At 67.1% G+C, this 14435-nt stretch carries 17 protein-coding genes; 3 read left to right on the top strand and 14 right to left on the bottom strand.

Annotation, left to right across the window (positions count from 1 at the left end; all coding sequences use genetic code 11):
- Positions 1 to 6 precede the first annotated feature (6 nt).
- Positions 7 to 831 (bottom strand): universal stress protein, encoded by an 825-nt coding sequence (locus L3V85_RS34010; RefSeq protein WP_237676960.1) that lies wholly within the window; start codon positions 829 to 831, stop codon positions 7 to 9.
- A gap of 183 nt (positions 832 to 1014) precedes the next feature.
- Between L3V85_RS34010 and L3V85_RS34015 the strand changes: the two genes are divergently transcribed.
- Both L3V85_RS34015 and L3V85_RS34020 read left to right on the top strand, forming a co-directional pair.
- A complete protein-coding gene (locus tag L3V85_RS34015; RefSeq protein ID WP_298854107.1) occupies positions 1015 to 1218 on the top strand; it encodes a YgaP family membrane protein in 204 nt (67 codons plus the stop codon).
- A 161-nt stretch (positions 1219 to 1379) separates the two neighbouring features.
- Positions 1380 to 1652, top strand: a complete 273-nt coding sequence (locus L3V85_RS34020) for a hypothetical protein (protein ID WP_237676961.1) — start codon at positions 1380 to 1382, stop codon at positions 1650 to 1652.
- Here the strand turns inward: L3V85_RS34020 and L3V85_RS34025 are convergent.
- The 11 genes from L3V85_RS34025 to L3V85_RS34075 all read right to left on the bottom strand — a co-directional run bounded on the left by L3V85_RS34025 (position 1621) and on the right by L3V85_RS34075 (position 11451).
- Entirely contained in the window at positions 1621 to 2316 is a 696-nt protein-coding gene (locus L3V85_RS34025; RefSeq protein ID WP_237676962.1) for a sulfite exporter TauE/SafE family protein, read from the bottom strand. The two genes, L3V85_RS34020 and L3V85_RS34025, sit on opposite strands and share 32 nt — an antisense overlap.
- Positions 2317 to 2318: 2 nt before the next feature.
- Positions 2319 to 3725 (bottom strand): oxygen-independent coproporphyrinogen III oxidase, encoded by a 1407-nt coding sequence (gene hemN / locus L3V85_RS34030; RefSeq protein WP_237676963.1) that lies wholly within the window; start codon positions 3723 to 3725, stop codon positions 2319 to 2321.
- Positions 3722 to 3988 carry a hypothetical protein gene (locus tag L3V85_RS34035; protein WP_237676964.1) on the bottom strand — a complete coding sequence of 89 codons (267 nt, stop codon included), beginning with the start codon at positions 3986 to 3988 and terminating at the stop codon, positions 3722 to 3724. Before L3V85_RS34035 ends, hemN begins: the two co-directional genes overlap by 4 nt.
- The gene (locus L3V85_RS34040) at positions 3985 to 4290 is read right to left on the bottom strand and encodes a FixH family protein (RefSeq protein ID WP_237676965.1); all 306 of its coding nucleotides are present in this window, start codon (positions 4288 to 4290) and stop codon (positions 3985 to 3987) included. Before L3V85_RS34040 ends, L3V85_RS34035 begins: the two co-directional genes overlap by 4 nt.
- 10 nt (positions 4291 to 4300) lie before the next feature.
- Positions 4301 to 5728 (bottom strand): cytochrome c oxidase accessory protein CcoG, encoded by a 1428-nt coding sequence (ccoG, locus tag L3V85_RS34045; protein ID WP_237676966.1) that lies wholly within the window; start codon positions 5726 to 5728, stop codon positions 4301 to 4303.
- A 15-nt stretch (positions 5729 to 5743) separates the two neighbouring features.
- Positions 5744 to 6661 (bottom strand): cytochrome-c oxidase, cbb3-type subunit III, encoded by a 918-nt coding sequence (gene ccoP, locus L3V85_RS34050; protein ID WP_237676967.1) that lies wholly within the window; start codon positions 6659 to 6661, stop codon positions 5744 to 5746.
- A gap of 13 nt (positions 6662 to 6674) precedes the next feature.
- On the bottom strand, positions 6675 to 6815 hold the full coding sequence (locus L3V85_RS34055; protein ID WP_132752802.1) for a cbb3-type cytochrome oxidase subunit 3: 141 nt from the start codon (positions 6813 to 6815) through the stop codon (positions 6675 to 6677).
- 24 nt (positions 6816 to 6839) lie between these two features.
- Positions 6840 to 7469 (bottom strand): cytochrome-c oxidase, cbb3-type subunit II, encoded by a 630-nt coding sequence (ccoO, locus tag L3V85_RS34060; protein WP_237676968.1) that lies wholly within the window; start codon positions 7467 to 7469, stop codon positions 6840 to 6842.
- A gap of 9 nt (positions 7470 to 7478) precedes the next feature.
- Positions 7479 to 8918, bottom strand: a complete 1440-nt coding sequence (ccoN, locus tag L3V85_RS34065; RefSeq protein ID WP_237680708.1) for a cytochrome-c oxidase, cbb3-type subunit I — start codon at positions 8916 to 8918, stop codon at positions 7479 to 7481.
- A gap of 65 nt (positions 8919 to 8983) precedes the next feature.
- The gene (gene ccoS, locus L3V85_RS34070; protein WP_237676969.1) at positions 8984 to 9121 is read right to left on the bottom strand and encodes a cbb3-type cytochrome oxidase assembly protein CcoS; all 138 of its coding nucleotides are present in this window, start codon (positions 9119 to 9121) and stop codon (positions 8984 to 8986) included.
- Complete coding sequence (locus tag L3V85_RS34075) at positions 9121 to 11451, bottom strand: heavy metal translocating P-type ATPase (protein WP_237676970.1); 2331 nt, start codon at positions 11449 to 11451, stop codon at positions 9121 to 9123. The genes ccoS and L3V85_RS34075 overlap by 1 nt, the downstream gene beginning before the upstream one ends.
- Positions 11452 to 11554: 103 nt before the next feature.
- On the opposite strand from L3V85_RS34075, the gene L3V85_RS34080 reads away from it, so the two are divergent.
- Positions 11555 to 11998, top strand: a complete 444-nt coding sequence (locus L3V85_RS34080) for a universal stress protein (RefSeq protein ID WP_237676971.1) — start codon at positions 11555 to 11557, stop codon at positions 11996 to 11998.
- Here L3V85_RS34080 and L3V85_RS34085 read toward each other — a convergent pair.
- On the bottom strand, positions 11922 to 12791 hold the full coding sequence (locus L3V85_RS34085) for a hypothetical protein (RefSeq protein WP_237676972.1): 870 nt from the start codon (positions 12789 to 12791) through the stop codon (positions 11922 to 11924). The two genes, L3V85_RS34080 and L3V85_RS34085, sit on opposite strands and share 77 nt — an antisense overlap.
- Before the next feature lie 54 nt (positions 12792 to 12845).
- Positions 12846 to 14432 carry a ThiF family adenylyltransferase gene (locus L3V85_RS34090; RefSeq protein ID WP_237676973.1) on the bottom strand — a complete coding sequence of 529 codons (1587 nt, stop codon included), beginning with the start codon at positions 14430 to 14432 and terminating at the stop codon, positions 12846 to 12848.
- Between the last annotated feature and the right edge of the window lie 3 nt (positions 14433 to 14435).

The following is a 14435-nucleotide window of genomic DNA, read 5'->3' on the forward strand; positions in this document are numbered from 1 at the left end:
GAAGCCTCAATGCGACATCAGCACCGGCAAGGTCATCCACTGGAGCATGGACAGCGTGGCGCCGCCCATCACCCACTCGCGCGCCCTGCTGTGGCCGTAGCAGCCCATCACCAGCAGGTCGGAACTCAGGTCGGAGGCGAGCGACAGCAGCTTGTTGCCGACGTCGTCGTCCTTGTCCCCGCCGGGATGCAGGCGGATGTTGCCGACACCCTGCGCCCGCAGGTAGGCCTGCAGGCTCTGCAGCGATGCAGCCGCACCCTCGCCGTACGCGACGACGTCCACGCGGTCCGCCTTGCACAGCCACGGCAGGGCGGAACTCACGGCGCGCGCGGATTCGCGCGTTTCCTTCCAGGCCACCAGCACGTTGCGGCCGATGGGACCGATCGGCCCCGCGTAAGGCAGCACCAGCGCCGGCCGGCCGCTCTGCACCAGCACGCTTGGCAGGAAGTCGCCGGGCAGTTCTGCGTCCATCGGGTCGTTCCGGTCACGCTGGCCGAGGATCAGCAGGTCGGCATATAGGGCACGCCGGCCGAACCCCCAGGGCCCGTCGCTTTCGGCCTCGACCCAATGCAGGCGCGGCGAATCCGCGCTGTGCTGCATGAAGGTGGCGTGCATCCTGTCGCGCGCGTCCTTGTCGATCTCCTGCATGATCGCGACCGCTTCCGCGGCGGCCTCGATGGCGTAGGGGTAGCGCATCAGCGCCGACAGGGTGCACGGCTGGGCCGTCACCTCGGCATCGAAGGTCTCGGCGAGCTGGCGGGCCAGCTCGATGCGCTCCGCCGCGCGGGCCGTGCCGTCGAGGTGAAGCAGGATGGATTTCGGGGTCGGCATGGAGGCTCTCCTTGGGTTGGGTGGGCGACGGGATTCACCTTAGGCCCGCAGGCCCCGCACGGGCTTGCGCTGCGTCAACCAGCGGAAGGAAAGCGGCGACCCGCATCGAGGCTTGATCCATCTCAACACCCGCACCCGGTGCGGCGCGCAAGATGTTCTTCACCATTTCAATGGAGAAGTCGCATGCCTTTCCTGACGAAGAATGTCGGAGTCCTCGACCGCGCGCTGCGCATCGGCGCAGGCCTGCTGCTCATCGCCCTGGCGGTCAGGGGAACCATCGGGTTCTGGGGCTACATCGACGTGGTGCCGCTGCTGACGGGCGTGGTGGGCAACTGCCCGGGCTACACCCTGTTCGGCGTCAGCACCTGCCCGCGCGACGGACGCTGAGATCCGGATGCGTGTCCACCGAACCACGGAGGACCGGATGTCGATCCATCTTCTGCTGCTCATCGTGCTGTGCGCTGCACTGGGCGGCACCGTCCTGTGGCTCGTGTTCCAGCTGGTCATCAAGTGGCTCACGCTGGACTGAACTTTCTGGAAGCCATCCGATGTGCATGAACCTGCTGCGCAGGCTCGCCGGCGCGCGGCTGCCTTGCGTCGAAGCCGATCCCGCGATGATCGACAGGCTGCGCGTGCTCGAGGCCGCCGGCCAGATCGAGGTCCGGATTCCCCCTGCCTCTGCGGGCACCGACGACGGCCCGCGTCAGGACGTGGCCACCGTGACCAGCATCACGCCCCGGGGATGGAAGACACTTGCCGCCGATGCGCCTCCCGGCGAAGCGCTGAGCTTCACCGGCACCAGGCGTCGATCTGGCGAATGAGGTCCGACCACACCGCATGTGCGGCCGCCGCCGCCAGCAGCACGCCGGCCAGCCGCGCGCCCCAGGCCTGGCGGACACCGTCGCCGGCCAGGCGCAACCAGATCCATGGGCCGATCAGCAGCGAGGCACTGCTTCCGACTGCAAACAGCGCCATCAGCAGCCCGCCCTGCATGGGGCCGTTGCCGAGACTGGCGAGCATCAGCGCCGAATAGAGCATCCCGCACGGCAGCCCCACCCAGAGCAGCCCCGTGGCGAGCACGCCCAGCCAGGTGCCGCCGGCATGCGGACGCAGGCGTGATTCGAGCGCGCGGCCGATGCGCCGCGCCCACAGCGGCTGGCGCCCCGTGACGGCCAGCATCGCGCCCCAGGCGAACACGAAGACGTGCAGCAGCACCCACAGCGGCCGCAATGCGGAAACCTGCGTGCTGGCCAGCGCGAGGCTGTCGGCGCTGGCGGCCGCGACGGCACCCGCTGCCGCGTAGCTCGCGATGCGGCCGAGATGAAAGGCGCCGGGCGCGCCGAACCCCGCCACCGCGCCCCGCCCTGCGACCGGAAGCGGCACGATCCGTATCACCGCCGAAGAGGCGGCGCCGCACATCGCCGCGCAGTGCGGCCCGCCGGCCAGGCCCATGAGCAACGCGGCACCGGCGAGCGCGAGTTGCATGTTCAGACCACGCGGGAGAAGCGCGTGCGGTTGGAGCGGCAGTACCGGTCGAACACCATCGCGACCGCGCGCACGAGAAACCAGCCTTCCTCGGTCACCTCGAGGGCATGGTCGCTCAGGCGCACCAGGCCGTCGGCGACCAGCGTTCCGAGCGCCGCGAACTCGGTGGCGAAGTAGCGGCGGAAGTCGACCGCGAAGGCTTCGCCCGTGGCATCGAAGTCGACCCGGCCCCGGCACATCAGCGCCGTGATCACTTCCCGCCGCAGCAGGTCGTCGCGCGACAGCGCAAGGCCCCGCACCACCGGCAGGCGCCCCTGGTCGAGCAGGTCGCGGTATTCGTCCAGGCTCTTGGCGTTCTGGCTGTAGGTGGCGCCCACGCGTCCGATGCCCGATACGCCGAGCGCGATCAGGTCGCCCTCAGGCCGGGTGCCGTAGCCCTGGAAGTCGCGGTGCAGCCGCCCTTCCTTCTTCGCGACGGCGAGCGGATCGTCGGGCAGCGCGAAGTGGTCCATGCCGATGTAGACATAGCCTGCATCGGTGAGCTTCGCGATGGCGTCCGCGAGCATGCGCACGCGCGTCGAGGCGTCCGGCAGCTCGTCGGGGCAGATGCGCCGCTGCGGCTTGAAGCGCTCCGGCAGGTGGGCATAGGCGTAGAGCGCGATGCGGTCGGGCCGCAGCGCGCAGACCTGCGCGAGCGTGCGCCCGAAGGAGGCATCGTTCTGTCGCGGCAGGCCGTAGATCAGGTCCAAGTTGATCGACCCGAAGCCCAGCGAGCGCGCGTCGTCCATCAGCGCGAAGACCTGCGACGCGGGCTGGATGCGGTGCACGGCCTGCTGCACGGCCGGATCGAAGTCCTGCACGCCGAAGCTCAGGCGGTTGAAGCCCAGCGCCGCGAGGTTGGCAAGCCTGTGCCTGTCGACCGTGCGCGGATCGACTTCGATGGAACGCTCGCCGCCGGGCACGAAGGCGAAGGACCGTCGCAGCAACGCCATGAACTCGCCGAGCTCCGCGTCGTCGAGGAAAGTCGGAGAACCGCCGCCCAGGTGCAGCTGGGCCCCGGTGGCGCTGCGGCCGAGCTGCGCGACCTGCAGCTCCACTTCGCGCGCCAGGTAGGCCAGGTACTGCCGGCCCCATTCATGATGCCGGGTGACGATCTTGTTGCAGGCGCAGTAGTAGCACAGCGACTCGCAGAACGGGATGTGGACGTACAAGGACAGCTGCGACGCCGCGGGACCGGCCATGCGGCGATGCCGCAGGGCCTGCACGTAGTCGTCGGCGCCGAAGGCCTCGACGAAGCGATCGGCGGTGGGATACGAGGTGTAGCGCGGCCCGGGCACGTCGAACTGCCGCAACAGGTCGATGGGCAGCGGCGCCTGCACGGGCCCGGAAGCGAGAGCGATGGAAGTCATTGAGAGGGTGTACCCACGGGGGCGTCGGGTTGTCCGGACACGGCCGGCCCGGCCAGCAGCAGCGTGCATGCGCTCGACGCCGCCGCCATCAGCCAGAAGACGAAGAAGGCTCCGGTATAGATGCCCTGGCGCGACATGCGCAGCGCGTCGGCGCCGCAGAAGGTGTTGATGGGGTCGACGAGCGCGAACACCAGCACCTCCATGCCGCAGGCCACCAGGAAGGACGGCCAGAGAATGCCCGCGAACAGGCGACCCCCCTTCACGGCGCCGCCTGCCGGACCACCGGCGACATGTCCTCCGCCGGCGTCATCGCGTGGTCGCGGCCGGTCAGCGCGGGAAGGTGCTTCTTCACGGCCAGGGTCTTGTTGATCTCGAGGCCCTCGCGGTAGTAGTCCTCCGACACCAGCGCGTCGGGGCTGTGCCAGGCCAGCCAGAAGGTCACGAAGCTGGCGATCATCACGGCCGCGGGGCCGCCGATCACCATCCAGAGCAGCGGATGGCGCCACCAGGGTTTGTCCGCCTCGGCTGCGGGTGCGTTCATCGTCGAATCGGTTGCTGCGTTCATTCCAGACCTTTCAGCGCGGCACCAGGAAGGCCGCCTTTTCGGAAACCTGCGCCCCGCTGCCCTCCTCGCGGATGCTGAAGTGCACCGTGTGCGAGCCGGGCGGCGCGGAGCCATACGGCACCTGAAGCCGCACGGCGACCCAGCGCGACTGCGCGGCCTCGACGCCCACCGGCTGGTCGGGCGACACGCTCAGGCCATCCAGCCCGCTGGCCGCGATGAGGTACTGCTGCGGCTGCTCGGTGGCGTTCATGATCTGGAGCCGGTAGACGTTCTCCAGCCTTCCGCCTTCCGCGATGCGCGCCAGCGAGGCGCGATCGCGCACCACGTCGACCTTCAGCGGCGTGCGCATCACAAGGCTCGCCAGCAGGGCCGCCACCAGCAGCGCCAGGATCGCCGTGTAGACCAGCACCCGCGGGCGCAGCACGCGCCGCAGCAACTGCCTGCGCGACCAGCCCGCCTCCATGCCGTTCTGCGTGTCGTAGCGGATCAGCCCCGGCGCGTAGGCCATCTTTTGCATAACCGTGTCGCACGCATCCGCGCAAACGCCGCAGCCGATGCACTCGTACTGCAGACCCTTGCGGATGTCGATGCCGGTGGGACACACCTGCACGCACAGGCCGCAGTCGATGCAGTCGCCCAGCGCCATCGTGCGCGGATCGGGCCCCTTGCGGCGCGGTGCGCGCGGCTCGCCGCGTCCGGGGTCGTAGGTGACGATCAGCGTGTCGCCGTCGAACATCGCGCTCTGGAAGCGTGCGTAGGGGCACATGTATTTGCAGACCTGCTCGCGCATGAAGCCGGCGTTGCCGTAGGTGGCGAAGCCGTAGAAGAACACCCAGAAGACTTCCCACGAGCCCATCTGCGTCTGCAGGAAGGCCATGCCGAGCTCGCGGATGGACGTGAAGTAGCCCACGAAGGTGAAGCCGGTCCACATCGCGATGCCGATCCACACGATGTGCTTGAACCACTTCTTCACCAGCTTCTCGAGCGACATCGGTTCGGTGTCCAGCCGCATGCGCGCGACCCGGTTGCCTTCGATCCTCTGCTCCACCCACATGAAGATCTCGGTGTAGACCGTCTGCGGGCAGGCATAGCCGCACCACAGCCGCCCCGCCACGGTGGTGAAGAGAAAGAGCGAGAGCGCGCTGATCACCAGCAGGCCCGAAAGATAGATCAGGTCCTGCGGATACAGCACCAGCCCGAAGATGTAGAAGCGCCGGGCAGCCAGGTCGAACAGCACCATCTGCCGCCCGCCCCACTCCACCCACGGCATGCCGTAGAAGACCAGCTGCGTGAGCAAGACCATGGCCCAGCGCCAGCGCGCGAACATGCCGCAAACGCTGCGGGGGTAGATCTTCTTCGTGGCCTCGTAGAGGCCGACCTCCTCGCCGCCGCCCGCGCCCGGATTCGAGCTCGCTATGGGAATGATCTTGCGGGTCATGGCGGGCCGCGGACGTCAGGGCTTGGCCGCCGCCGTGCTGTTGGACAGCCCCCAGACATAGGACGCGACCATCCGGATCTGCGCCTCGGTGAGGCGACGTTCCTGCGCGGGCATCTCGTTGCGCTTGCCCGAATTGATCATCTGGATGATCGCCGCCTCGCCGTAGCCGTGCAGCCAGATCTTGTCGCTGAGGTTGGGCGCGCCCAGGGTCTGGTTGCCGACGCCACCAACGCCGTGGCAGGCGACGCAGACCGTGAACTTCGACTTTCCGAGGCCGGCGCGCACCGAGTCGTGAGGTTCGCCCGACAGGCTCAGCACATAGTTGGCGACGTTCTTCACGTCGTCGGAGGTCCCCACGGCGGCGGCCATAGGAGGCATCACCCCCACGCGTCCCTTGGTGATGCTTTCGGTGATCCTCTCGGGCGTGCCGCCGTACAGCCAGTCCTTGTCGGTCAGGTCCGGAAAGCCCTTGCTGCCGCGCGCGTCGGAGCCGTGGCACTGAGCGCAGTTGCCCATGAAGAGCCGCTCGCCGATCGCATGGGCCTGCGGGTCCCGCGCGATCTCCTCGACCGGCATCGCGGTGTACTTCGCATAGACGGGAGCGAGCTCCTGGGTGGCTTTGGCGACTTCCGCCTCGTACTCGCCGCGCGAAGTCCAGTCGGACTGCCCGCGAAAGCTCCCGAGCCCCGGAAAGACCGCCAGATAGCCCAGCCCGAAGACGATGGTCAGCACGAACAGTCCGACCCACCACATGGGCAGAGGATTGTTGGCCTCGCGCAGGTCCCCGTCCCAGACATGGCCGGTTGTGTTGTCGGCGCTGGGCGCGACGCGCTTGCGCGCGGTGAGCCACAGCAGGATCACGCAGCCGAGGATGCTCAGCAGGGAGATCACCGCCACGTAGTTCGACCAGAAACGGCTGATGAAATCGCTCATCGTGCTCCTCCCTTCAGTCCTGCTCGAAAGGCAGGCGTGCTGCTTCCTGGAAGCCTGGCGCGTTGCGCCGCGAGTAGGCCCAGATCACGATGCCGATGAAGAGCGCGAAGCAGACGACGGTGGCTGCGATGCGCAGGGTGGTTAGGTCGATCATGGTTTGTGTCCTTTGCCGCTTCGCCTACTTGAGCGCCAGGCCCAGCGATTGCAGATAGGCCACCGTGGCCTCCATCTCGGTCTTGCCCCGGACCTCTTCGGTGGCCCCGGCGATCTCGGCATCCGAGTAGGGCACGCCGACGCGGCGCAGCGCGCGCATGTGCGCCGGCAGCGCCTCGGCGTCGACCAGCGTCTTCTCCAGCCAGGTGTAGGCCGGCATGTTGGATTCGGGCACCACGTCGCGCGGGTTGTTCAGGTGGATGCGGTGCCATTCGTCGCTGTACTTGCCTCCCACGCGGTGCAGGTCGGGCCCGGTGCGCTTGCTGCCCCACTGGAAGGGGTGGTCGTAGACGAACTCGCCCGCCACCGAGTAGTGCCCGTAGCGCAGCGTCTCCGAACGGAAGGGGCGGATCATCTGCGAGTGGCAGTTGTAGCAACCCTCGCGCAGGTAGACGTCGCGGCCGGCCAGCTGCAGCGGCGTGAGCGGCTTGACGCCCTGCACCGCCTCGGTGGTCGATTTCTGGAAGAAGAGCGGCACGATCTCGACGAGACCGCCGACGGCCACCACGACCAGGATCAGCACGATCATCAGCAGGTTGTTGGTCTCGATCTTCTCGTGCGTGAAACCGCCGGAGCCGGGAGTGTTCGGGTTCATCATGCGTCCTCAGGCGTGGGCCATGGCAGGGGGCGGGATCTCGGCACGGGCGGCGCGGCCGGAGATGACGGTCATCCAGAAGTTCCAGGCCATCAGCAGCATCCCGCTGAGATAGAGAACGCCGCCGATCACGCGCACCAGATAGAACGGGAAGGTGGCCTTCACGCTCTCCACGAAGGTGTAGGTGAGCGTGCCGTCGGGATTGATGGAGCGCCACATCAGGCCCTGCATCACGCCGGCGATCCACATGGCCGCGATGTAGAGCACGATGCCGATGGTGGCGATCCAGAAGTGCACCTCGATGGCCCTCGTGCTGTACATGGCGGTGCGGCCGTACATGCGCGGGATCAGGTAGTAGAGCGAGCCCATGCTGATGAAGCCCACCCAGCCGAGCGCGCCGGAATGCACGTGGCCGATGGTCCAGTCGGTGTAGTGGCTCAGGGCATTGACGGTCTTGATGGACATCATCGGCCCCTCGAAGGTCGACATGCCGTAGAACGACAGCGCGACGATCAGGAAGCGCAGGATCGGGTCGGTGCGCAGCTTGTGCCAGGCGCCCGAGAGCGTCATCACGCCGTTGATCATGCCGCCCCAGCTCGGCGCCAGCAGGATCAGCGAGAACACCATGCCCAGCGATTGCGTCCAGTCCGGCAGTGCCGTGTAGTGCAGGTGATGCGGGCCCGCCCACATGTAGGTGAAGATCAGCGCCCAGAAGTGCACGATGGACAGCCGGTACGAATAGACCGGCCGCCCCGCCTGCTTGGGGATGTAGTAGTACATCATCCCGAGGAAGCCGGCCGTGAGGAAGAAGCCGACGGCGTTGTGGCCGTACCACCACTGCACCATCGCGTCCTGCACGCCGGCGTAGGCCGAGTAGCTCTTCATCCAGCCTGCCGGCACCACCGCGCCGTTGACGATGTGCAGCAGCGCAACCGCGATGATGAAGGCACCGTAGAACCAGTTGGCCACGTAGATGTGGCGCACCTTGCGCCGGCCGATGGTGCCGAAGAACACGACGGCGTAGGCCACCCAGACCACCGCGATCAACACGCCGATCGGCCACTCGAGTTCGGCGTACTCCTTGCCGCGGGTGTAGCCCATCGGCAGGCTGATGGCGGCAGCGACGATCACGGCCTGCCAGCCCCAGAACACGAAGGACGCGAGCTTCGGCGCGAAAAGGCGCACCTGGCAGGTGCGCTGGACCACATGGAAGCTGGTGGCCATCAGCGCACAGCCGCCGAACGCGAAGATGACCGCGTTGGTATGAAGTGGCCGCAGGCGCCCGTAGCTGAGCCATGGAATGCCGAGGTTGAGTTCGGGCCATGTCAGCTGGGACGCGATGACCACGCCCACCAGCATGCCGACCACCCCCCACACCACGGACATGAGCGCGAACTGCCGCACGACCGTGTCGTCGTATTCCGCGGCGGGTGGTTTCGGTTCCTGCATCATCGTGCCCTTGAATGAGTTGCGGGCAGTTTCCGTGGGTACCCTGCCCCCCGGGTTGATGCAGATCAATCGCCGTGCAGGATGCGCTCGCCTTCCGTGTCGACGTCGTCGAACTGGCCGCGCTCCACGGCCCACCACAGCCCGCCGAGGATCGCGAGGACCAGCATCACGGACAGCGGAACGAGGAGGAAGAGGATGTCCATCAGCGCGCGCCTTCTCCACCACGCGACAGCCGCGCCGCGTTGAGGATCACCACGAGCGAACTCGCGGCCATGCCGAGGCCGGCGAGCCATGCCGGCAGCCAGCCCGCGATGGCCAGCGGCACGCACAGCGCGTTGTAGCCCGCGGCCCAGAAGAGGTTCTGGCGCACCACGCGCAGCGTCCTGCGGGCCTGCGCGATCGCCTGCGGGATGCTGGCGAGCCTGTCGCCGAGCACGACGAAATCGGCATGCGCGCGCGACAGCGGCACCGAACGCCCGAAGGCGAACGAGGCATCGGCACGCGCGAGCGACGGGCCGTCGTTGAGGCCGTCGCCGACCATCGCGATCTGCCGGCCCTCGGCCTGCAGCCGCCACAGCACGTCGAGCTTGTCCTCCGGCGTGCAGCCACCCTGTGCGAAGTCGATGCCGCAGCGCGCGGCGATCTCCCTCGCGGCCGCAACCCTGTCGCCCGAGAGCAGGCGCACCGTGAGCCCTTCCGCGCGCAGCGCGGCCACGGCGGCGGCGGCATCGGCGCGAGGCTCCTCTGTAAGGACGAAGCTCGCGAGCCAGCCCTGCTCGTCGGCCAGGTGGACCTGCGCAGCGTCGACCTCGAGCGCGGCCACATCGCAGAAGCCCGCCGAGCCCAGGCGCACGTGCCGGCCTGTGTCCACAGGCGCACGCACGCGGCGCATGCGCCCCTCGATACCCTGGCCCGCTGTCTCGGCGACCTGCTCGGCCGTCCAGCCGGGCGCCGAGCGGAACTGCGCATTCCATGCATTCACCAGCGCCTGCGCCACGGGATGCAGGGACTGCGCGGCGAGCGCGGCGGCCACTTCGAGCGCATCGCCGGGACGCAGACCCTGCCGGCAGTAGATGCGCTCCATGCGGGGAACGTCGCCCGTCAGCGTGCCCGTCTTGTCGAACACCACGGTATCGACCGATGCCAGCGCCTCCAGCGCCTGCAGGTTCGACGTCATCACTCCGCCGCGCGCCAGCGTGCCGGCACTTGCGAGCATGGCGGCCGGCGTCGCGAGCGAGAGCGCGCACGGGCAGGTCACGATGAGCACGGCCACCGCCACCATCAGCGCCCTGCCCGGGTCCGTCGGCCACCAGAGCGTTGCCGCCACGGCCGCCGACGCCACCACCACGACGAGGAAGGGTCGCGCCACCCGGTCCGCCAGCAGCGCCAGGCGCGGCTTGCGCGAGGCGGCGCTCTCCATCAGCCGGACGATCTGAGCGAAGCGCGTGCCCTCGCCCACCGATTCGATGCGCACCCGCACCGGCGCCGACAGGTTGTGGCTGCCGGCGAGCACGCGGTCGCCGCACGGACGGGGCACAGGACGGGATTCGCCGGTCAGCAGGGCCTCGTCGGCACTGGTGTCGCCTTCGATCACCACGCCGTCGGCCGGAAAGGCTTCACCCGGACGTACCCGTACCAGGTCTCCCACGGCGAGCCGGCGCACGGCGACGCGCGTCCAGCCGCCGTCGGCGGCAAGGCGGTCGATGCTGTCGGGCAGCCGGTTCATCAGCGCATCGAGGGCGCCCGCGGTACGCTCCCGCAACCGCGCCTCCAGCCAGCGGCCAGTGAGCAGGAAGAAGACGAACATCGTCAGCGAGTCGAAGTAGACCTCGTGACCCAGCGGGCCGCCGGCATCGAAGGTGGCGGCACTGCTGACCGCGAAGGTCACGAGCACGCCGAAGGCCACCGGCAGGTCCATGCCGATCCGGCCCAGGCGCAGGTCGCGCCAGGCACTGCGGAAGAAAGGCCCGCAGGAAAAGAGCACAACGGGCAATGTCAGCACCCAGGAAGCCCAGCGCAACAGCAGCGCCGAATCGGCGCCCATGTCGCCGGGCCGCGCGACATACCCCGGGTAGGCGTACATCATGACCTGCATCATGCAGAAGCCCGACACGAGCCAGCGCCACAGGGCCAGGCGCGATTCGCGCCGGCGCAGTTCCCTGACGAAGCGATCGCTGCCCGGCAGCAGCCGGTAGCCGGCCTTCGCGCTGGCCTCGAACCACCGCGAGGGCAGCGTTTGCGCGGGCGACCAGACGACACGGGCGCGCCGGCTGGCCGCGTTGACCTGCGCTTCGCTCACGCCGGGCACCTGCCGCAGCGCGGCCTCGACGGTGAAGGCGCAGGCCGCGCAGTGCATGCCCTCGACCACGACCTGCGATTCCCAATGCCCGCCGTCGGCCGCATCCAGTTCACGGCCGAAGGCGGGCCATTCGGCCGGGTCGTCCAGCACCTGCCACGCCTCTTCGCTGGCTGCAGCTGCTGCGGTGGGAAGTGCGGGGATCGCGACGCGATCGGGGGCGAACGTGGCATTCATCGGCCGAGCCTAAGAGGCGGGCCCGTCGAGGTGCTTGATCTGAATCAAGCCGCGCGGCACGGGACATGCCTAAGCTCGACCGCCACACCCTGTGGAGAGCCTCATGTTCAAACGCATCCTCGTCGCCACCGATGGCACCGCCCTTTCGAAGAAGGCCGTCGACAGCGCCTTCTCGCTGGCAGTACAGAACGACTCGGACCTGGTCGCCCTGACCGTCGTTCCCCGCTACCCGAAAAGCTATTTCGAAGGCTCGATGACCTTCTCCGCCGAAGACGTCGGTCGCATCGAGAAGCAGTGGGCGGAGAAGGCGCAGGCCATGCTCGACAAGGTGCGCGACCGCGCGCGGGAGCGCGGCGTGCGGATCAAGACAACGCAGGTCAGTTCGGACCTGGTCGCCGAGTCGATCATCGCCGCGGCGAAGAAGCACAGGAGCGACCTGATCGTGATGGCCTCGCACGGACGCAAGGGCCTCAAGCGCCTCCTGCTGGGAAGCGAGACGCAGCAGGTGCTAGTGCGCTCGTCGCTGCCGGTTCTGGTGCTGCGGTAACGATTGATCTAGCGTCTTGTACAGCTCTTGTAGCGCGCTTGCGCACAGCAGCATCAGGAAGAGCGGCTAGGCATTCGAACAGTTGCTCAGCATATGAAAATCCAATATGCAGCACGGCTTTCTTGTTGAAGTAGAGCAGCCATGCAGACAGAAGAGCTAACGAGACCAGCAGCGTCAGCGTCGCGGCCAATCCAGGATCGGCGAGATTGATCGGGGCAAATTGGGGCGGTGAAAGTTGCAGAACTTTGGCGATGATCAGTCCGTAGGCTATACCCATCAAGCTGGTCACGATACCCACAGGCTTCATCGCCAACATGTTTCGGTGAAAACCGAAAGCAATGCTCTCTTTAAACAGCAAGCCCTTGTTGTTTCGCGTCAATTCACGAAGGCGTTTCGCAACACCGTTGTAAACGTCGTCCGCCTTTGCCGGATCCGCTCGCTCCTCCTGTGCAGTCGGCATGGCAATCTGCAGCTTCGTGCCGACCAGCGCGTGATACCGCTGCTTGCTGACACCATCCAGCGCGGCGGTTTCACGGTGTCGTAGGGCAATGGTGGTCGGCAGGCCGCCCCATTTGGCAAGCAAGCTCTCTTGGAGTTGCTTGCCGCGACCACGCGTTACGCTCGCCAACGTGTAGAGCGCGCCGCACCCGCCGAGTACGGCGACGACCGCCGTCAGGACTGGGTGGCGAGGCCCGTAGACGCACACCAATGGCACAAGCAGTGGCAGCGCCACCATCAACCCCGGGAAAAGACGCGCTTTGCGCTCGTAAGGGTCCTTTAAGAGGTCAATCATCGGCTCCCCGCTTTTGCATACATCGGTCAAATTCCTCGAAGAACGCCGACCCGTTCATGAGCCCACCGCGGCCTTCATGGCCCGCAGGTCACCCTTGTCGCCGGCAATCAGCGACACTGCAGGTAGCCCGTCCTGTGCCATCCCCAGTGCCAGGTACACCAGCTGATAGAAGTCATCAGCACTTGGATCGGCGCCATGGCCTTTTGGATCACTGTGGCATTCCCCCACGTAGCCGACGATCCCGGCGGTTCGCCTGGAGGCTTCCCGCCCCGCGCTCGCGACGCCCTCCACCCCCCGCTCGAAATGACCAGGCGATGAGCGACTATCGGAAGGCGCCTCGAGTGCATCCACGACAACGATGGCATTGATGTTCAAGTCGTGATAGCCAAGCAGAATTCCGCCTGTCTCGTTGGGAAGATGGTGTTCACGCATCGCACACATCTTTGCGGTGACACCTGCATCGATGAACAAGTCCATGTCGTCGAATGCGATCCGGTGCTCCTGATGCACGGAGAGTTCATGAATCACGACTGTGCCAGTGTCAGTCTCGCGCGACCAGACGCGGACGCAAGCCCCGTCGGACGTGACCAACTTCTGAACTTGCTCTGCCAGTAGCGCGGCGTGGACTTGCACCGAGGAATACGGCATCACCACCGAAATATCCCGGCAACTTGCGCCGCTCCAGAACGTACCAGCGCTCCCTTGAAGGTGGTGCTCACCCCAATCTTGCGCAATGACGGCACGGTAGTACTGAGCCTCCAGCGATCTAAGACGCGTCGTCCGCGCCGCATCCTCTAGCAACAGGGCGCACCCGGACCCGGAGGGCGTCAGGAACACGGAGACGTGACGACCGGCATCATCATGTGCACTTGCAAGTCTCGGGTACTCCAACGTCGTGGAGGCATCCACGACCAGTCTCCCGCTGCTCAGGGCTGGCAGGAGACCTCCATCAACCAGATCACATGCATCCGCATGCACCGGCGTAACGACCGCCGCGCCATCGCGTATCTCTTTGGCGCGAGCGGCAACAACCTGTTCCTTATAGTGGCCCAGATGCCGAAGATCCGCAGGGTGACGCACCAGGTTGTGCGGCTTGATATGGTCCTTGTCGACGGCTGTCCACTCTCCCCAACCCGAACGCACCCACAGATCGAGCATCGTCGCGCCGAGCGCTCCAGCGCCAACCAGTGTTGCCATGGGCCCGGAGCCGACGGTGCCTGCCTGGCGCCGCGCGGCCGCTTGATCGACGCATTGCAGTACCTCGATCGCCTCGATCTCAACCATTGTCCACGCCTCCGACTTGGCCACCGGCTCCAGCAGCTTCACTCGCCAGTACTTATCGCCGACCCGATGGAGCTCGCCCATCATCTCGCCCAGCTTAAGCTCGCCGTGGTTGACCAGATAAGCGCGTCTTGCACAACGCTCCGCCGGGACGTCCAGCGCGCGCGTGATCGGCATGTCAAGCAGAATGACGGTTCCGGTGCTGTCCGTTGCGGCGGCGGCACCGTTGCTTCCCACGGAGGTACTGATTGCCAGTTCGAGCGCGGCAACCAGATCGACGCCGCGTGCGCTCAGCATCTCAGCCAGCAGGCCGAGCGTTGGAGGGTCTTCTTCGATGCGCCCATGCACGACGGGGGGCAACCG

The sequence above is a fragment of the Variovorax paradoxus genome (assembly GCF_022009635.1).
Classification (GTDB): Bacteria; Pseudomonadota; Gammaproteobacteria; order Burkholderiales; family Burkholderiaceae_C; genus Variovorax.